At 44.5% G+C, this 19,218-nt stretch carries 18 protein-coding genes, 1 tRNA gene, 1 other RNA gene and 1 pseudogene; 5 read left to right on the top strand and 16 right to left on the bottom strand.

The genetic code is table 11. The features are described from left to right. Positions 1-26: 26 nt before the first annotated feature. The 7 genes from ffs to LRC_RS03110 form a co-directional block, all read right to left on the bottom strand. Positions 27-113, bottom strand: an RNA gene (ffs, locus tag LRC_RS10480) — signal recognition particle sRNA small type. Between the two features lie 133 nt (positions 114-246). Then, entirely contained in the window at positions 247-708 is a 462-nt protein-coding gene (gene tadA / locus LRC_RS03135; RefSeq protein ID WP_014073118.1) for a tRNA adenosine(34) deaminase TadA, read from the bottom strand. A gap of 3 nt (positions 709-711) precedes the next feature. After that, a complete protein-coding gene (locus LRC_RS03130; protein WP_014073117.1) occupies positions 712-1,317 on the bottom strand; it encodes a class I SAM-dependent methyltransferase in 606 nt (201 codons plus the stop codon). A 140-nt stretch (positions 1,318-1,457) separates the two neighbouring features. Continuing rightward, positions 1,458-1,531: transfer RNA gene (locus LRC_RS03125), tRNA-Arg, on the bottom strand. Positions 1,532-1,603: 72 nt separating this feature from the next. Then, the gene (locus LRC_RS03120; protein WP_014073116.1) at positions 1,604-2,017 is read right to left on the bottom strand and encodes a DUF3284 domain-containing protein; all 414 of its coding nucleotides are present in this window, start codon (positions 2,015-2,017) and stop codon (positions 1,604-1,606) included. A gap of 97 nt (positions 2,018-2,114) precedes the next feature. Beyond that, entirely contained in the window at positions 2,115-3,374 is a 1,260-nt protein-coding gene (locus tag LRC_RS03115) for a DEAD/DEAH box helicase (RefSeq protein WP_014073115.1), read from the bottom strand. 12 nt (positions 3,375-3,386) lie between these two features. Continuing rightward, positions 3,387-4,379: a Gfo/Idh/MocA family protein gene (locus tag LRC_RS03110; RefSeq protein ID WP_014073114.1), complete on the bottom strand. Its 993-nt coding sequence runs from the start codon at positions 4,377-4,379 to the stop codon at positions 3,387-3,389. Between the two features lie 205 nt (positions 4,380-4,584). On the opposite strand from LRC_RS03110, the gene LRC_RS03105 reads away from it, so the two are divergent. Then, positions 4,585-4,950: a DUF4828 domain-containing protein gene (locus LRC_RS03105; RefSeq protein ID WP_014073113.1), complete on the top strand. Its 366-nt coding sequence runs from the start codon at positions 4,585-4,587 to the stop codon at positions 4,948-4,950. A 70-nt stretch (positions 4,951-5,020) separates the two neighbouring features. On the opposite strand, the gene LRC_RS03100 is transcribed toward LRC_RS03105, so the two are convergent. From LRC_RS03100 to LRC_RS03080, 6 genes and pseudogenes are all read right to left on the bottom strand, one after another. Then, positions 5,021-5,923, bottom strand: a complete 903-nt coding sequence (locus LRC_RS03100; RefSeq protein ID WP_014072808.1) for an IS3 family transposase — start codon at positions 5,921-5,923, stop codon at positions 5,021-5,023. 115 nt (positions 5,924-6,038) lie between these two features. Continuing rightward, positions 6,039-6,446 carry a helix-turn-helix domain-containing protein gene (locus LRC_RS03095; protein WP_014073112.1) on the bottom strand — a complete coding sequence of 136 codons (408 nt, stop codon included), beginning with the start codon at positions 6,444-6,446 and terminating at the stop codon, positions 6,039-6,041. A gap of 945 nt (positions 6,447-7,391) precedes the next feature. After that, positions 7,392-7,940, bottom strand: coding sequence for a biotin transporter BioY (locus LRC_RS03090; RefSeq protein WP_014073110.1), 549 nt, complete (start codon positions 7,938-7,940; stop codon positions 7,392-7,394). A gap of 122 nt (positions 7,941-8,062) precedes the next feature. Continuing rightward, positions 8,063-8,362 carry a CHY zinc finger protein gene (locus LRC_RS03085; protein ID WP_041819898.1) on the bottom strand — a complete coding sequence of 100 codons (300 nt, stop codon included), beginning with the start codon at positions 8,360-8,362 and terminating at the stop codon, positions 8,063-8,065. A 70-nt stretch (positions 8,363-8,432) separates the two neighbouring features. Further along, positions 8,433-8,639 carry a phospho-sugar glycosidase domain-containing protein gene (locus LRC_RS12255; protein ID WP_220093930.1) on the bottom strand — a complete coding sequence of 69 codons (207 nt, stop codon included), beginning with the start codon at positions 8,637-8,639 and terminating at the stop codon, positions 8,433-8,435. Positions 8,640-8,661: 22 nt separating this feature from the next. Further along, positions 8,662-9,268, bottom strand: a pseudogene (locus LRC_RS03080) (sugar O-acetyltransferase). Positions 9,269-9,436: 168 nt separating this feature from the next. Here LRC_RS03080 and LRC_RS03075 point away from each other — a divergent pair. The 4 genes from LRC_RS03075 (at position 9,437) to LRC_RS03060 (ending at position 14,907) form a co-directional block, all read left to right on the top strand. Then, entirely contained in the window at positions 9,437-11,341 is a 1,905-nt protein-coding gene (locus tag LRC_RS03075) for an elongation factor G (protein WP_014073107.1), read from the top strand. Positions 11,342-11,548: 207 nt separating this feature from the next. Then, positions 11,549-11,875, top strand: a complete 327-nt coding sequence (locus LRC_RS03070) for a hypothetical protein (RefSeq protein WP_014073106.1) — start codon at positions 11,549-11,551, stop codon at positions 11,873-11,875. 88 nt (positions 11,876-11,963) lie between these two features. Further along, positions 11,964-13,364 carry an ATP-binding cassette domain-containing protein gene (locus tag LRC_RS03065; RefSeq protein ID WP_014073105.1) on the top strand — a complete coding sequence of 467 codons (1,401 nt, stop codon included), beginning with the start codon at positions 11,964-11,966 and terminating at the stop codon, positions 13,362-13,364. A gap of 340 nt (positions 13,365-13,704) precedes the next feature. Continuing rightward, positions 13,705-14,907, top strand: a complete 1,203-nt coding sequence (locus LRC_RS03060; protein ID WP_041819895.1) for an MFS transporter — start codon at positions 13,705-13,707, stop codon at positions 14,905-14,907. A 379-nt stretch (positions 14,908-15,286) separates the two neighbouring features. On the opposite strand, the gene LRC_RS03055 is transcribed toward LRC_RS03060, so the two are convergent. The 3 genes from LRC_RS03055 to LRC_RS03045 form a co-directional block, all read right to left on the bottom strand. Next, entirely contained in the window at positions 15,287-15,646 is a 360-nt protein-coding gene (locus LRC_RS03055; RefSeq protein WP_014073103.1) for a YccF domain-containing protein, read from the bottom strand. Positions 15,647-15,835: 189 nt separating this feature from the next. After that, positions 15,836-18,793 carry a DEAD/DEAH box helicase gene (locus LRC_RS03050; RefSeq protein ID WP_014073102.1) on the bottom strand — a complete coding sequence of 986 codons (2,958 nt, stop codon included), beginning with the start codon at positions 18,791-18,793 and terminating at the stop codon, positions 15,836-15,838. Continuing rightward, positions 18,786-19,205, bottom strand: a complete 420-nt coding sequence (locus LRC_RS03045) for a (deoxy)nucleoside triphosphate pyrophosphohydrolase (protein WP_014073101.1) — start codon at positions 19,203-19,205, stop codon at positions 18,786-18,788. Before LRC_RS03045 ends, LRC_RS03050 begins: the two co-directional genes overlap by 8 nt. Between the last annotated feature and the right edge of the window lie 13 nt (positions 19,206-19,218).

The following is a 19,218-nucleotide window of genomic DNA, read 5'->3' as shown; positions in this document are numbered from 1 at the left end:
CGCAAAGGACCGAGTCTAAATCTCATCATAACAAGGAGCACATGCCGAACCAAACTTAGTGCTGCTTCCTTCCGGACCTGACACGCTTCGTAAGGACAACATTGCCCCAAGGCCTTGCGGCAAATACTATGATACATGAAATTTACGATAATTTCCAGTCCTTAGCATAAAAATTAGAAAATATTAATTTAAAAAATGCAGAGAAGCAACTCATTCTCAAATCCCAGGCATCGGAGCTCTGCATTTTCAACGAATACGAAGCGAAGCAAAAAAGTCGCTCAAAAGCTTGCCGCACTCATTTCTAAGGCATCCTTTTTCGATACTTGCCCGATGATTGAACCGCTCATCTCCAAGAAGATTCATCAAAGTTCCGCAGGTCCCGGCCTTTTCATCAGGAGCTCCGTAAAAGACTTCCGGAATTCGCGCATTGATGATTGCACCGGTACACATTGGACACGGTTCAAGCGTCACGAACAACGCACAGTTTTCCAGGCGAAAACTTCCAAGCGTTCGATTGGCTTCCCTGATTGCAATCATTTCAGCATGCTCGGTCGCATCCTGAAGCTCTTCTCTTCTGTTGTGACCGCGCCCGATGATTCGTCCGCCAGAGACAATCACGCAGCCGATTGGAACCTCGCCTGCTTCATAAGCAGATTTTGCTTCCTTTAACGCTTCTTTCATAAAAGCAATTTTTTCTTCTTCGGTCATAGCTTATTCCTTCACGCTTTTTAAGACGTAATAGCCTTTTTCTTTTGCAATCGTTTCACAATTTCCGTAAGTTTCTTCCATTTTCTTCATGGCGGAAGGAGCACCTTGCTTTTTCTGCAGGACGGCCAAAATCATGCCGCCTTCTTTAAGATGATCGATTCCTGAAAGCAGGATGCCGTGCACGACTTCTTTGCCGGCTCTGATCGGCGGATTCGTCACGATCGTGCTGAAGTTTGTTTCTTCGACATTTTCATAAATGCTTGATTCGTGAATCGAAACGTTTTTAATTGTGTTTTTTGCTGCGTTTTTTTTGGCAAGTTCCAACGCAAGCTCATTGACGTCGACCATTTCGACCATGGCGTCGGGATTTTTCTTCGCAAGCGAAAGCCCGATCGGTCCGTATCCGCAACCAACGTCCAAAATTTTGTCGCCAAGCTCAAGGCTGCCCGCTGCCTCAATCAAAACGCGCGAGCCAAAGTCGATCGTATTCTTTGAAAAAACGCCGTTGTCCGTCACAAATTTAAAATCAACCCCCAAAAGCCTGAAGTCAAAGTTTTTTTCTTCATGCTTGACATCGGGATTTTTTGAATAATAATAATTTTCTTTCATGTTCGTCCTGCCTTTTGGAATTCAGCTTACAAGTTTACGAATCGAACGGAGTCATTATAAGCAAAAGAGGACTTTCAAAGCCTCATGCGCATCAAAAGTCCTCTTTACCCGGAAATGTTCAAGGTTCCGTCCTTGTGCGATGCGCTCGATCGGAATCGAACCGATGACCTACCGCTTAGGAGGCGGTTGCTCTATCCTGCTGAGCTACGAGCGCATTTAAAGAAGTTGCCGTCAACTGCAACTTCTTTAGTATAATATAATTTTTTCGGTAAAGTCAATCGTTAACTCAATATCCGACCTCAAAATTTTTGAGAAGCTTGACAAAATTGTATCTTCTCAGCCATCCCAAGCACTTTGTTTCTACTTTGAGTCGGAATTTTGCAAGCGGCTTTTTTTCCAGGAGACTTTCTGAATACGTCACGCAAACCTTGTCCTTGGCCAGTTCAACCAGCTCATAGGCAGCATTTAAAACTTCGTCCTTGCTTTCAAGTTTGTAGTGGTAGCTGCGATTCTTGACGATTTTCGTAATCAGCAGCTTGGCAGGAGTCCGCTTATCAACGTGAGTTTTATAGCTCACGCCCTCCAGTTCATCCGCACTGATTGATTTTCCGGTCTCTTGCTTGATATCATACAAGGCATTGTCAACCAACCGAGAAAACATATATTCCGCCGAAACGTTCAATGTTGTCGAAACTTTCATGATAATGCGACCACCTTTCCACTTGACTACATTAATTATAACGCATGCAGAAACGTTATCATAGTGAACAAGCTCTTAAGAAAATACGATTTTTTTATTAAGCTTTCTTAACCTTTCGCTTGCCTTTGTTTTTTTGATCGCGCTTGCGCTTTTTCTTGTGCTTTTTGGCTGTCGGAAGCTGTTTTTCAACCCTTTCCGCCGTTTTTTTGACAGATTTTTTCAGCTTTTGAGGACGAACCGTTTCGACGTTTTTTTCGGTTGTCAGCTCCTGATTGAAAATATAGCCCGTTTCGATTTCATAGGTTTCGTCTTTGATCAGCTGCTTAAACTTGCGCAAATCGTGCTCGTTGCCAAGATTGACGACGCTGCCGGAAGCACCCATTCGTCCGGTTCTTCCGATACGGTGAATATAAGTGTTGACGTCTTTTGGCAAGTCAAAATTCACGACTGCGGGCAGCTTTTGAATATCCAGGCCGCGACAAGCAACGTCCGTCGTCAAAACGAGCCTGATTTGACGTTTCTTCAATCCGTTCAAGGCTTTCTCGCGCTCCGTCTGACGTTGTTCGCTGGACAGTCTGGCAACGGAGGCTCCCGCATGAATCAGTTTCTCATAAGCATCTTTGAGCTCTGCATTTTGCTTAAAGAAAACAAGCGCATAAAAATCCTTGACGTTTGCAAGCTTGCGCAGCGCTTCAACGCGTTTTCTCTGCGGGACTTCGACCATGTAGTGCGTCACGTGACCGCGCGTTTGATCCTGCTTTCTGACGTCGCACGTGATCGGTTCGATGCCAAACCACTTGTGCAGTTCGTTCAAAACGGGCGTCTTCGTGGCTGAGAAAAAGCCCAGCTGAACGTCTGCTTTGGCACGGCTCACAAGTTTGCGGCAATCGGCCAGCGTTTCTTCCTGCGCAAGCATTTCGTCCGCTTCGTCAATCACGATTGCTTCCAGATTATGCAGTTTGAGACGTTTTTCGTCTGCAAGGTTCAACAGGCGCCCCGGTGTTCCGACAATGACTTCCGGTCGATCCTTGCGCAATTTTTCAATCTGGCGCTTGACATTGGCACCGCCGATGATGGCCGCCGTCTTAAGCTCCAACAGCTTGCCCCACGGCCTGATGACGTCCGCCAGCTGAGCCGCCAGTTCCTGCGATGGCGCAATGATCAAAAGCTGCGGGCCGTCGCCTTTCAAAACTTTTTCCAAAAGAGGCAGCGCATAAGCCAAAGTTTTGCCCGAGCCTGTCGGCGACAGTCCCAAGACGTCTTTTCCCTGCGCAAGAAGCGGATAGACTTCTTTTTGGATCAGCGTCGGTTCGGTAAATCCTTGTTCTTTAAAATGTTTTTCAAATATGTCGTTCATATATTCTCTCTTTCAATCGTATGTGATGTCGGCGCTTTTTTTCAGCAGTTCCATGACCTGATTAACCTTGGCCGAAAGATCGAGCCAGGCTTGTTCGGTCATTTTGCCTTCAAGCGAATCTTCTTCTAATATTCTAGCAAAATCCAGAGCTTCCGCAAACATCGGATTTTCATCCGGCGTGTTTGAGAGCAATTTTTTGCTGCCTTTTGCGTCAACCAAAAAGACCTGATTCAAATCGGCCGCATTTCCGCACAGCAAAAGCGTTTCCTTTAACCCGTAAATTTCTCCCGGAAGATATGAATTGGAAGTCTTGCCGACCTTCAAAACAACATTTTCGTTGCCATATTTTAAAACAGCAATCCCCGAACCGTCGATCCCGTTTCTCAGTTTGACCGGAAAGTACTTGGCATCATCCGGCATCCCGAACCAGGAAACGGCGCAATAGACAAGATAGATGCCGAGATCCTGCAATGCTCCGCCGGCAAACCGCGGTGAAAAAACGTTCGGATCCTTTCCTTCAAGAAAAGCATCATAACGCGACGAATACTTTTGATAGGTCAGAGTTGCTCCTTGAAAATGATCAAGTTTTGCGACTTCTTGTTTGACGATTTCAAAATTTTTCTCGTGCACGTGACGTGCCGCTTCAAAATAATAAACGTCATTTCTTTTTGACAAAAGATCAAGCAGCTGATTTTCTTCTTTGAGGTTTGCGCAGGCCGGCTTTTCGACGATGACGTTTTTGCCGGCATTGATTGCCATTACGGACTGCGCAAAATGAAGACTGTTCGGTGATGCGATATAAACCGTGTCAAAGCTTCCTTCGGCAAAAAATTTTTCCAAATCGTCAAAATACTCACCGTCAGCCAAATATTTTTTCCCAAACTCCTCAGCTTTTTGAAGCGTTCTCGAATAAACGGTCGTCAGCTGATACATTCCTGTTTTGGCACAGGCTTCGATAAATTGATCTGAGATCCAGCCCGTTCCGATAATTCCAAGTTTGATCATCGAAATTCCTCCTTCGCGTACGCTTATATTTTATCAAAAAGAAACGCTTGTCTCCATAGAAAGCGCTTTATTCAAACGGAATTTTTCCATTTTTGTTACAACTTTTCTTTTTCGTTTCATTGCGATGAAATTGCTATATTCCGAACTGATTTAGTGGTATATTATAATTAATATCAACGCAGGTGAGAATTGGAGGATTACGCAAATGAAGCACGGAGGATTGATCAAAAAATTTGGCCGATCGATTCTTAACAAAATTCCGCACAAAAAGGATCGAAGCAAAGCAAACCAGAAGCTTCAGACTGCTTTGCCCTTGATTTATGCCGGCACGTGGCTTTTCATCGATGACCTCAGCCAAAAGCACCACAAGCTTGAAATCACCGTTGATCTGAATATTTTGATCGATTCGCATGAGCTGCCCGGCAAAATCGAACGCCTGGATGAATCTTCGCTGGTTTTTTTGGACACGTATGGTTATCATTTGCAAATCTCTGCCGAAAATCTCCATCCGGTTTCCGTTTATGACGAAGCAGACAATCGTTCATATGATTTATCAGAATACTACAAGTAGGGGCTTTGAAAAAACCATGCCTCAAATTGAAAAATGAAGTGCAATAAAAAAGTTAGACAAAATTAAACAATTAAGCTGTCATGGCATGATTTCGGTATTCTACCGGAGTCATGCCTTTTGTTTTTAAAGAAACCCGTTCGTAATTAAAGAAATGGATGTAGTCTTGAACCATCATTTGAAATGCAGTAATGTCTTCAAATAATGGTAGCCCATCCAGCAACTCAGTTTTCAGTATGTGGAAAAAGCTTTCCACTGGTGCGTTATCCAGACAATGTCCCTTACGAGACATACTTTGAACAAAGTGATGGTTAGCCAATCTTTGAGTATAGTAAGGCAACTGATACTGCCATCCCTGATCCGAATGAATCAAGGGGCAGGCATGATCAGGAAGATTCCTGATTAATTCATCCACAGTCCTTGTAATTAAATCTGAATTCGGGTGAAGGCTGACCTGACATGCCAGAACTTCCTTACTGGCCTCATCAGTCATCACCGAAAGGTAAGCCCAGGTTTGATTAGCCAGACGGACCTGACTGACATCTGTATGGCACACCTGATAGGGTTTTGTCGCGCAAAAGTTCTGATGTAACCGGTTAGGAGCAAGATGACCTACGGTACCTCGATAGGACGAATACTTTCGATTTTGATGACGGTTGTAGATGGTTACCTGAATGTCCAGGTCACGCATTAGCCTCCGAACGGTATCACCAGCCAGATGAATTCCCAGACGTTCCAATTCAACTTGAATTCGTCGATAACCGGCAGTGAAACGATTTCTCATGGAATACTTCTGCGCAATAATCATCATCTGCCTTTTAACTTCATGATACTTGTCAAACTTATTACTGATGCGCTTACGTTCATCATAGTAAGTTGCCCGTTTCAACTCTAATTTAGACAGTAAGTCATTAAGCCTGAAACGTTCAGCTTTAGGCATTTGTAACTGTTCGGCCCTGATCTGGTCAAGAATCATCGTTTTCCGTCGTGCTTTGAGTTCCAGAAACAGGACCGCCGCTTTTTTTATATGGCTGCGTCTAGACGTGCATCATACATTCTTTCTTTAGCTGATAATTTCAGCCTTCAGCCGCTCATTTTCGCTCAATTCTGATGATGTTGGTTCTTTCCGGGTGTTTGGTGATTTCATTGTTTGGGCTTCCTTCCCTTTGATGAGGACGCAAAGCTTCTATACCACCCGTTTTAAATAGTGTCCTCCAATGGGATACTTGACCTGGAAGCAGATCAAACCTGGCAGCAACTTCAGCTATGGTTACCTCATGTGTTTGATAATAGTCTATCACAGCCAGTTTAAAATCAGTGTCAAATATTCTCTTATTTCTACTATGACGAATTTTACCTTGAAGTCGATATGTTTGAATCCAGCTTCGAACAACCCTTGAATTGAGGTTGTATTCTCGAGCTAATTGGATACTCGTTGCCATTCCCTGATTATATTTACTAATAATTTCCGCTTTCAGTTCCGGACTGTACTTTGCCATAAAAAATACCCCACAATCATTAGACTACTTTGTCTAACAATTATAGGGCACTTCAAAAAAACGGATATTTGCAATTAATTGCAAATATCCGTTTTTTTGCGTATACAGGACAATTTCCCTGTATATGATGGGAATAAGCAAAAAAAGTCTGTTTTCATTTCCATGTATCAAAACGTCCAAAAAGAGGACAGAGACAGAGGGGTAAGTCTGATTTTTGTCTACCCGACTGTTCGAATCCGGCCCGCGCGACTCCGAAAGTAGACAAAAAACGGGAGAAATGTCTGATTTTTGTCTACCCGACTGTTCGAATCCGGCCTGCGCAGACCCAAAAGTAGACAAAAAACGGGAGAAATGTCTGATTTTTGTCTACCCGACTGTTAAAATCCGGTCCGCGCAGACCCAAAAGTAGACAAAAAACGGGAGAAATATCTGATTTTTGTCTACCCGACTGTTCAAATCCGGTCCGCGCGACTCCGAAAGTAGAACAAAACTTTCCAAAATCGGAAAAATGTTCTACTCGGTTACCTTCGCCAAAGCAGTGCGGTCTCAGATTACGGGCAAATCTCAGAAATCGTCGTTTTGCCCGCAAGCAAGTCTTGACGCATTGATTGAGCAGACGTACAGCAAAAAGGCCTCGCCAAATCGACGAGGCCAATATTTTCCAAAACTTTTTTACAACATGGCGGCTAAAATCAGCAGCAAAATCACGCATCCGCACCCGCTGCAGCAACCGCCGTCATCTTTGTTGTTTCCCTTAAAAAAGGCATTGTAAACAATCAAAGCGAGCAACGTGCCAATAAACGCAGCAGTCACTAAAATTCATTCTTCCTTTCATATTATACAGAGAAACTGTCTACAATAATATTATATTACAAAACTTATGAGAGTAAAGCCTGGCGCGCCCATAAAAAAGAACGCGGAAACATCCGCGCTCCGAATTAAAAATTATTGCAATTGTGCCGCAACGGTCTTGTTTTTGAGCAATGCCTGAGCAACGAGCAGCGTTGCGACCGTCTTGATCGAGTCGCCCGGAATGAACGCAAGATTTGCAATCAGGCTTTGACCAATCGTAATGTGCGTTGCAAAGGCGAGCCAAACGGCACCGACACCGTCAATGAACAATACGCCGAAAAGCCAGATAAAGGCAAATTCCAAGACAGGCTTGTGATCCGCATTAAAACGGCTTTCAGCCCAACCGATCAAAAGCGGCGTAAACAGCCATGCAATCACGTAACCCGCAGAAGGCGACATAAAGCAAGCAATTCCACCGTTTCCGCCGCTCATAAACGGCATGCCGATGGCTACCAAAATCAAAAACAGCGCAACTGAAATCGTTCCTTTTTTAGGTCCGAGCAATGCTCCCGCCAACATGACCCCCATGTTTTGCAAAACGATCGGAACCGGGATGAACCCGAGCGGAATTCCGGGAAACATCCCCAAAATAACGATGACGGCAGTCATCAGCGCAATCTGCGTAATATCCTTTGCTTTCATAAAAATCAACTCTCCCACTCTTATGTTTTGGAACAGTGTCTATTATGAACTTGGTTAACCATTATGTCAATAATGGTTAACCAAAAAAACGTGCAATTTTTAAATTCAAATCAAACATGCTGCTATTCAAAATAAATATCATGATGAAGACTGCACCCTGGATTGAACCGATGCCGGCAATAGAAACAAAAGCCTTGTTCGTACTGATTTTTGGTCAGCTGATTCATACAGTTTCCGCAAAGAACCGGTACAGGGTCGCTTGCATCTGCCGGCTTGAAATCGTGATTTTCCGATTCGTCATGACATTTGTAGCAGGCGTAATATTTGTGACATTGACGACATCTCAGCGCGACCACGTCTGCTTCTGAATGATAATGAAAGCATCTTCCCTGCTGATCAAGCTGAATTCCGTAAATTTTCATAATTTCACCCCTCATAACGTCAACCGTACCACAACAAAAAAGTTAACATCAATAAAAAATCTGCCTAAAATTAAAAACCCGGATGATCTGCACCAATTGCATATCTGATCCGGGTTTTTGCGTATGTGGGACTTTTCCCCAGTCTCTTTAAAGATGTCTGTTCCAATCTGAACTTGATGCACGACTCAATAGAATCAAGTAAAAACAATTCGTCGTCTTTAATCCGCCCGACTTTGTTCTTGCGTTCGTCTTCAAAATTACTGTGAGAGGGATAAATTTAAAGTCCAAGATTCTCATCGTCATTTTGCGTCACCTATTTTCCTGTCCTTGTAATAATATTCTTTGTCGCGTTCGCCGATTTCGCGCATCACGCGACACTGATTGCCGACTGCCACGACGTTTGCTGGAATGTCCTTCGTCACGATGCTGCCGGCACCGATAACGGTGTTGTCGCCGATCGAAACCCCGGGAACGACGACCGTTCCGGCACCGAGCCAACAATTCTTGCCGATATGGATCGGCATGTTGAACTGGCACCCTTTTTTGCGCAGCTCAGGCCAGACGGGATGTCCGGCAGATGCCAGCGTGACGTTTGGCCCGATCATCGTATGGTCGCCGACATAGATGTGCGTATCGTCAACCGCAGTCAGGTTGAAGTTGGCATAAACGTGATTGCCAAAGTGGACGTGACGTCCGCTGAAGTTTGCATGAAACGGCGGTTCGATGTAGCACCCTTTGCCGATCTCGGCAAACATTTCCTTCATCCCTTCGTTTTGCCATTTCGGTCGGCCGCGTCCGGTTAAAATCATAAAGCTTGTCCAAACATTCCATTTGGAGTTTTGCCAATTCCCTGTCGTTTGGCAAATACAGTTCGCCATTGTGCATTTTTTCAAAAATTTCATTCATTTGTTTCACCTCGTCATAAATACCGCTTACATTATAACGGTTATTGGTACAAATTGGCAATTACAATCTCTGGTTTTTTCGCAAAATTCAGTGCTCAATAATCTTTTGTGCTACAATACTTTCAGACAATACGAAAGGAGCGACGGGACGCTTTTCCCGCAAACAACATTGAAACATATCGTAACCGGCATCATCGCCCCTGTCGATTCGGGCAAGACCACGCTGACGGAAGCCTTGCTCTACAAGGCAGGCGAACTCAAAAAACTCGGCAGAGTCGACAACGGAGATGCCTTTTTGGATTTTGAAGAACTTGAACGAAAACGCGGCATCACGATCTTTTCGCACCAGGCGAATCTGACTTGGAAAAATCTGCAGCTGACTTTGCTCGACACCCCTGGTCACGTTGATTTCGTCTCACAGACTGAACAGGTTTTGCGCGTGCTCGACTGTGCGATCATGGTCGTTTCAGCCCGCAACCTGATCACGAGTCATGCCAGGACGCTCTGGAGTCTGCTTGACTTCTACCATGTTCCGACGTTCGTCTTCGTCAACAAGCTTGATTTGAGCGATCTTTCAAAAGCAGACATCGTGCAACGACTCAAACAGCTCGATCAGGGCATCATGGCCTTCGACGGCACGGAAACAGAAGAACTCGCGGAACTTGACGACGCTCTTTTGGAAAAATACCTGGAAAACGATTCGATCGACCGAACGGACGTCTTAGCCTTGATCAAGCAGCGCAAAGCTTTCCCGTGCTTTTTCGGTTCTGCGCTCAAGCTTGAAGGAATCGATGCTTTGCTTCAAGGCCTTGCCGACTTTGCGCCGGAACTCGAATCTCGAAACGAATTCAGCGCGCGCGTCTTCAAAATTTCTCACACTGAAAAAAACGAGCGTCTGACCTGGCTGCGCGTGTTCGGCGGGAGCCTTCATCCAAAAGACATGATTTTAGATGATCAAAAGGCAAACGAGCTCAGAGTCTATGATGCAAAAAGATACGGTGCCGCAAAAGAAATTGTCGCCGGCCAGATCTGTGCCATCCCGAACCTGAATGAAACTTTTGTCGGACAAGGCTTGGGTTTTCTTGAAAACGATGCAGCATCCTGCATGACGCCGGTTCTAAGCTATGCGCTAAATCCGAACGGATGCGACCTTCATGCCTGCCTTGTGGCCCTAAAAGAACTTGAAGACGAAGACGAACATCTTCACGTCGTCTGGTCAAAACAACTGAACGAACTGCGCGTGCAGCTGATGGGTCCGATTCAGCTTGAAGTTTTGCAGCAGATTTTAAAGGACCGCTATGAACTGGACGTTTCATTTGAACAAGGCAGGACTTTGTACAAAGAAACGATCACCCAGACGATTGAGGGCGTCGGCCACTTTGAGCCGCTGCGTCACTACGCGGAAGCGCATTTGATCATGGAACCCGGAAAACCGGGAAGCGGCCTGGTCTTTTCGTCAGACTGCAGCTTGGAAGAACTCGACAAAAACTGGCAAAATCAGATTCTCTCCTGTCTGAAGTCAAAAGAACACCTCGGCGTTCTCATCGGAGCGCCCCTGACCGACGTCAAGATCACCCTCGCAACCGGCAGAGCAAGCATCAAACACACGGTCGGAGGCGATTTTCGCCAAGCGTCAGGCAGAGCCGTGCGCCAAGGTTTGATGATGCTAAAAGAACGCCACGGACTAAAACTGCTTGAGCCATGGTACCGCTTCGTGCTCAAAGTCCCGGAAGAAAAGCTCGGTCGCGCGATGAACGACATTCAGCAGATGAGCGGCACCTTTTCCTTGGATCAGGCTTCCGGAACTCTGAGCGGCCTTGCTCCGGTCAGCGAGATGCAGTCATATGCGGAAACCGTGCGCACCTATACCCACGGAAAAGGCCTGCTTGAACTGAGCGTTGACGGCTATCGCCAATGCCATAACGAACAAGAAGTCGTTTCAAACAGCAGCTACGACCCGCTTTCAGATTTGGAAAACACGCCGCAGTCCGTCTTCTGTGCTCACGGCGCCGGATATACGGTCGACTGGAGCGACGTCCCGAAGATGGCACACGTTCCGTACAGATCATCATGAAGATTTGGTTCCTTATCAAGACGCTAAACAGGACATTGTACTCAAAATTCCCGAATACCAAAAAAACAGCGTCCGGACAGAAAAGACAATTTCTGTCCGACCGCTGTTTAACTGTAACATCGCTGTGTCACTATCGCAGGTCGCCGGCCGCCTTGACCTTGACACGGCTTTCTGAAATACAGATCGGCGGACGACCTCAGGAAGTTCATGCTGCTGGGCGAAGACGACATTCTTGAACTGTGCTACATGACGCTTGATTCCGATGAACAGAAGGTCATGCAGTCCATCATTGATTCCTGGGATGACAGGAACAATCGCCCTCTTGGCCTCAAGTCGTACGTTGAGACGTGCTCGCTGAAGCAGGATTACGAGTTTCTCCTGATCAACTCCTGGGAAGACGAGCATGACTTCCTCCAGTGGCACAACTCGGAAAATAACACGCCGGCTCACTTCGGTCATGCCGGCAACAAGTCCGCTGTTGTCAATCAGTACGTCAGCGCAGGGAAACAACATCTGAATCGGTACAGTGCGTAACTTGCGCCGGGCCGTTTTCTTGACTTCTGCGGGCATTGGTACTACCATTGGATTAACATTAAAATTTTCTAATGGGGGGGTATAAATCTTGCTGGCAGTTAATGATCTTGCATTCAGCTACGGAGACAATCCGCTTTTTTCAAAATGCAGCTTCCGCATAGGAAACGGGAGGCACGCGGCACTTGTCGGTGACAACGGCACGGGAAAGACCACACTGCTCAGGCTGATTGCCGGAATCTTGAAACCTGATGCAGGAATGGTCAGATATGACGGACATGCCGAAATGGTCAGTCAGTTTCCGGCCGGTATGGAAGCGGTCAGTCCCGGACAAGGGCAGATGCAGAGAATCAGCCGTGCATTTGCGAAGAGACCGGACATCCTGCTGCTGGATGAACCGACGTCAAATCTTGACGCAGAAGGCATCAGGAAGCTGACCGGGATGATCGGTGGCTTTCGGGGAATTGCAGTCATCATCAGTCATGACATTGCCTTTCTTGAAAAGGCGGTTGACTGCGTGCTGATGATTGAAGACCGGCACATCGACCTTTATGACGGTAATTTTGAGGAATTCCGGCAGATGAGGGAAAGGAACCGGAACAATCAGTATCAGCTGTACGAGGTTGAGCAAAAGCAGCGAAGAAGGCAGAAACGCGTGGCGCAGAAGATGAAGGAGAAGGCCGCAGAGTCCAGGAAGTCCGGCGGTGTTTCCAACTCGGAGGCAAAGGCCAGGTCGCTTCTTGGAAATTACGACAAGGTTCAGAGAAGACTTTCGGCCAATGCCAGACGCATGCAGAAAAGTCTGGACGAAGGGCCAAAGAATGCCAAGCCGTATGAGAAGATGGGGCTCAAGCTTCTGACGACATATCAGAAACCGCAAAAAGTCAGGATAAATCTTGACTTTGACGGACTGTCAGGCCATGGCATCCGGTTGATTGACAATTCGTTCTCATTTCGGATCAGATCAGGAGAAACGGTTGGTCTGCTAGGCAGAAACGGCAGCGGCAAGTCGACTCTGCTGGATGAAGTCGAGGGAAGACTTGAAAAAAGATCCTGCAGGGTCAGCCGCTTCAGACAGGAGATTCAAGATGTCTGGGAAGAAGGTGAAAATCTTCTGTCACAGCTCATGAAGGCTTCCGGGATGCCGGAACAGGTTGTCCTTGATGTCGCAGGAGCCCTGGGACTTCATGCGGACCTTCTTTTCCGCGCTCCGAACGAACTGAGCGGAGGACAGCTTCTCAAGGCTCAGCTTGTACTTGAACTTGTGTCGCCGTTTGACGTCCTGCTGCTTGACGAGCCGACGAACTATCTTGACTATGACGGGGTAAGAGCCCTGACTGAATTCATCAGGAACAGCGAAGCGGCAGTCGTTGTCATTTCCCATGACGAGCGCTTCGTCGAGGGATGCGTTGACCGAACATACCTGATTTCGGACCGAAGATTCAGTGATTACTGTGATTTGGGAGATTATTTTGGCAAAGATGGGATTTAACGATTTTAAATGCAGCACGAAAGAAAAATTGAAATGACATTATGGATTGATTTCGTTTTTTTAATTGATGTATAAGATGGTCATGGCCGGCTACTATCACAATTTTTATATAATTTGTATTAGGAGTGTTTTATATGGGCGGAATTAATTATCGACCCGGCAGAGGACATATTGTTATGTCGGACTCTGTATCTGAAAATCTTAGGTTGTCTTATGCAGAAGTTATCTGAGAGTTATATCCAGTGAGTTTCAACCATTGGTTTCAAATCAGTTCGTACCATTCTATCCTGCAGGATTCAACAGTGAATATTCCAAGAAAATATAAGGGAGTGCCTTTTATATGACTCATTTCAAACGTATTGTAATGAACGACCTTCTGAGCAATGTGGCCTTGTCTGCATTCAACATATATACAATCTGGTATCTTGCAAACGTCGTTCAAAGCCAGAGTGCAGTCGCCCTGTTCGGATGCGCGGGATTTGTCGAGATAGTCCTGGCGTCGTTTGGCGGTCGGATGTCCGACCTGTTTCCGCGGATAAATCTGATAAGAATCGGCAGCGTGGCAAGGATGATTGCCTTGCTTGTTCTTATCGTGATGCAGAAGATGTCAGTCAGTTTCACTGCCGTTTCCGTTGCGGTCGGTTGTGTGCTGAGCTTCGTCACTTCATTTTATCTTCCTGCAATCGAGACGATAGCCCCCGCTTTTTCCGAAGATGACGACGAGCTCATAAGAAACAACGCCAGTCTCAACATGGTTCAGCAGCTTGCGACGATTTTAGGTTCAGCTCTTTCCGGCGTGCTCGTCCTCCTGAAGAGCGCCCTTGTCTCATACGGCATCATCCTGGTCATCATGGTTGCATCATGCGTCATGATGCTCAGAATACCGTCGGATTCGGTCAGTCGTGAGGAAACCGAAACTGATGAATCCATGCTCGATTCCCTGAGACAGGTCGTTCACCTGGAAGTCATCAGGGTTCTTCTGCCGTATGCGACGCTGATCAACGTCAGCTTCTGGCTGTACTGGTATCTCACGCCAATGTATCTGGCAAGGAGGCTGCCGGACTTCAAGGCGGCATATTCCATTCAGGAAATGACAATCGGAATCACTGCCGGTGTGAGCGGTTTTTTATTCAGCCATGTAGTCAGGGATGCTTCAAGGCACCTGCATGGCTATGCACAGTGGCTCGTCCTGCAGGGCGTCGGCATTGCCCTCTTTCCGCTCGGCGCAGTCTTTTTGACGAATCAGAAGGTTCTGCTGGCTCTGCTTGTGGTTTCGTGGATTGTCTACGGCATTGCAAACTACATGACGGGAACGATTTTCGTGACAATTGTTCAGAAGAAGACCGCAACCAAAATGCTTGGCGTTACATACGGAGTCGTCTTTTCGCTGTTCGGGGCAATTGCACCGCTGTCATCGGTCTTCAGCCCTGCATTTTCCAGTATCGGTCCGGTCGGACTGCTTCTTTTGACCCTGCCCATGATTGTCCTGCCAGCGGTCATGATGGTTGACAGACGGGTCAACGGATTGATGCGCGGAGTGTAGAGAAAAGTCTGCGAGGTGTATGCCGAAGTCCCGCCCCCTGACCAATCTGGGAAGAAGCCTGAAGCCCATTCTCGATGAAATGTGGAACTGGGACGAAAGGTACAAGAGCAGCCAGGAGTCAGATGACAATTAATCTGATGTCCTGAGATGACTCGTCCGTTCTGCAGTCTGACAGAACGACGAAACTTTGACTGACGCAAAAGGTCAAAGGCCGAAGCCGCGCCGTACGGAATGAGGCTTTGAAAAATTCAAAAGCCGCATGATCCTTGAAATCATTATGGATCATGCGGCTTTATTTCACGTAAGTCAAACGCATTTCAGCAGCAACCGGGTTCATTCCTGCCTGATTCACAGGCATCAGCCTCCCCGATGTCCGAATCTACCTCACCACTGCCCCGAACGGCAGAAGAGCCAGCTTGGCGATCTTGAAGAACTGCCTGCCAAATGGAATTCCGATGATTGTGATGCAGCAGACAACACCGATTGCGGCATTGCCGACTGCCATCGGAATCCCCGACACAATCAGCCAGATGATGTTGGCAATCAGGCTCACCGTGCCCCCGCCATACACCACTTCCCTGCCAAACGGAAAGAATGCCAGCCCCGCAAACTTGAAGCACTGCAGGCCAATCGGTATCCCGATGATGGTGATGCACCACAGGCATCCCGCCGCCAGCCACGACAGACCGCTCAGCAATCCGCCGCAGACGAACCAGAGTATGTTTCCCAGTATGCTCATGTAAGTGTCTCCCTTCTACTCCTATGCTGTATAAATGTTCCGAAGTCCGGTGACATCACCGCCGGATTTCAAGATGTTACATTCAGAATAAGGCTTGTGGAGGTGTGAGTCAAGAAGGATGCTTGTAAAATGAAGTGGAGTGTGGCATCAACATATGTGAAACTCGAGAACCAATAAAAATAATTGTTACTAATTTCTTTTAGTTCCAACAAAGCTGTAGTATAAAGTGAGATCCACAGGTTCCTTCAAACGTACGTCATATGAAACAATTGGCTTTTCTTTGCCATCAATCAAACGACTCTCCTGTTTCATTGAATTTTTAATAACAAAGCATTCACCCAGGAAAACATAAGATATACCTTCATCATCTGATTTTTTAACAAAAAGATAATATTTAAGTTTGGGTTTTCCTTCATTGACCCCAGCAAACATCTTCTTCATTTCCTTTTTCTCAAGCCGTCTACCATCTTTACTATAACAATGCATGGTATTGGGGTTATAGAATCTATCTTCATACTTAATAGTTTCAGAAATATCATCAGCCTTGTCATATGTTATATAAATTGGACATGTATCATGTGTACTATCTGAAATAAAATATCCACCTATATTCTGACCTGATATTTTAAGTTCCCAATTCAAAAGCCGGCAAACCTCTTCACGACTATAACGCTCACCAATTGTTAATGGGCTAGTACTATCATACTTTTCAGATCGCAATAAGCCCGCCTTAACAACATCCATAAATAGCTTATCAAAGTCCTTATTGTTATCCAGATGCTCTCTCAATTGTTCATCCATTCTATATATCCCATTGACATGGAAAACAAGATTTCGTCCACCGTACCTATCTTTTTGATTTTCTTTATTTGGATCCTTCTGATTCTTAGGCAGATAGAATTCCAACGACAAAACTCTGTCAACGGAAATTAAAACATCGTTATCGATATAGCAATTTTCTTTCTCGAGGGTACTATGAAATTCAGTGTCTGTTATTTGACGGTTGTATCGTAGCTGCCTGAGTAATAATAACTCGTGCTTACGCATACCGTTTGAAAGCTCATTAGACATAAAATTCAAAACTTTTTTCTCATATTCGTTAATTTTGAATTGATTTTCCTTTACCTTCTTCAAGAAATCATTGTAGTTTCCTTTAGGTTTTAAAGTATCCAACAATGCCTGAGAATCAACCATATTATTCTCAAGAAAATCAGTCATCAATGGTATTCTACCCAAGCGATGCTTAAGCTCAATGTAATCATCTTTTATCTCTTTCATAAAGATGTTTCCACCACGTTTCAAAGAAGCAAAAATCATTTCTTTCGCAACTCTCGTAAAATTGATGCTTGAAATTCCAGAAACCGTATCAACTTTTGATGTAGTATCTCTGATGTGCTCTTTATTCCTAGTGTTGTCGCCAGTCAACGCAACTGGAATTAAATAGTTATTTTTATAATTACCAATAAAATCAATCACTACAACGTAATTTTTCCCAGGATTTTTACGAAGTCCACGACCAAGTTGCTGTATGAAAATAATTGCAGATTGGGTCTTGCGCATCATAACAACCTGGTTAATGAATGGAATATCGATACCTTCATTAAAAATATCAACTGTTACAATATATTCAAGTTCTCCATTCCTAAGCCTATTGATTGCTGCCAATCTTTCTTCTTGACTATCTTTACCTGTTAACGCTTGTGCCGGATGTCCCTCTTTAGTCATTAACTCAGCAACTTTTTCTGCTTCATCTGTTCTACTTACAAAAACCAATCCATATAGTCTATCACCAGAATATCCATAATACTCACTCTGCTCAAGAACATACTTAACGCGCTCTACACTGACTAATCTAGCCAGTGGTGTTTGTTCGTCAATAATTTCTCCGTTATATTCATAGTCTTGAACACCTACATAGTGAAATGGACTAAGCATTTCTTCTTCCAAAGCATCCTGCAGCCTGATTTCATAAGCAACATTATAATCAAACAATTCATAAATATTGTTATCATCATTACGTTCAGGCGTTGCCGTCATACCCAATAAGAAATTTGGCTTGAAATAGTCCAATACTTTTTTGTATGTACTAGATCCTGCACGATGAGCTTCATCGACTAAAATATAGTCAAATTCACGTGGATCAAATTCATGTAAATTCTCATCCTTAGAAATTGTTTGAATCGTTGCAAACAGATATTTAGCATCTTTCTCCTTCTTATTTCCAGACCAGATACCATAATCTTTCTTTGATCCACCAATAACATTATAGAAGCTCTCACGTGATTTCTCTAAAATCTGTTCCCGGTGAACAATAAACAAAAATCGTTTGGGACGATAGTTTTTAACATCAAAAGCTCCAAGATAAGTTTTACCTGTACCAGTAGCAGATATTACTAAAGCTTTATTTTCACAATTTAACCTAACATTTTGAAGTTTCTCCAAAGCGCTTTCCTGCATCTTATTAGGCTTAATTGTTGAGTAATTTCTATCTTCTTCAGCAACCAAATTGTAGCTGACATTAGCAGATTTCCTATCCTTAAACAGTGGTTTATATGTTTTTTCATAATTATCAATCCACTCAGATGTTAACACATCCGCAGCATCCCATTGCTCATCAATTTGTTTTTCAATGTCTTTAGTCAATTGACCATTTTCTTTTGAACTAACTCGCAAATTCCACTCTTTATTCTGACTCAGGGCGCTCTCTGTGAAGTTTGAACTGCCAATGATGGCTACGTCATAATTGCTGTGTTTAAATAAATATCCCTTAGCATGGAAACCTTCCCTACCAGTTGGTTTATAAACTCGAACTTCAACATTTGGCAACTTTAGCAATTCTCTAAAAGCCTTAGGAGCATTGAAATTTTGATATGTTGAAGTCAAAATTCGACCATGAATATCATTATCAACTAACATTGCCTTAAGAGAAATCAAAGCACCATCAGTAATAAAAGCCACTGCAAATGTATAAGAGCTGCAAATAGATAACTCAATTCCAAGTTGCTTTCTCATCGTATTTTCTGCATCATTTGCAATTAATTTAGCAGCATAGTTTTCATTAGCGCGATATTTATCTTTATCAATAAATGAGTTCAAAACCGCTTCACTATACTCATCATTGCCGATTAATGTATTTTTATCAATCATCGAATTTCACTTCTCTCAAATTTGCTTTTTCAATAGTCTTAGCTGCTGGAATATCAGCAGGAGCCCATGTGAGTTCACCTAATTCCCTAGGTTTTTTCCACATCACTTTGCTATGGGCAATCAAATCAAAATTGTGCGTTAACATTTTTGCATAAAATACAGTTAAATGGACAGTACCAAATTCATACTCATATGCATAAGTGCCTGTAACCTGCGGGCCTACTGTAATTTCATCATCGAACTCTTCTTCAAGTTCACGCTTTAATGCTTGCTGCGGTGTTTCGTTTGGTTCAATTTTCCCGCCAGGAAATTCCCATAAATCGCCTAATATTCTATCAGAATTTCTTCTAGAAACTAAAACTTTATCATCTTGCAGCAAAGCCGCACCAACTACAAAAATATCTTTTGCCATAAAATAACCACCT

Origin of the sequence: Ligilactobacillus ruminis ATCC 27782 (genome assembly GCF_000224985.1) — a bacterium.
GTDB lineage: Bacteria > Bacillota > Bacilli > Lactobacillales > Lactobacillaceae > Ligilactobacillus > Ligilactobacillus ruminis.
The sequence above is the reverse complement of the archived record's forward strand: the minus strand, read 5'-3'. Positions and strand labels throughout refer to the sequence as shown.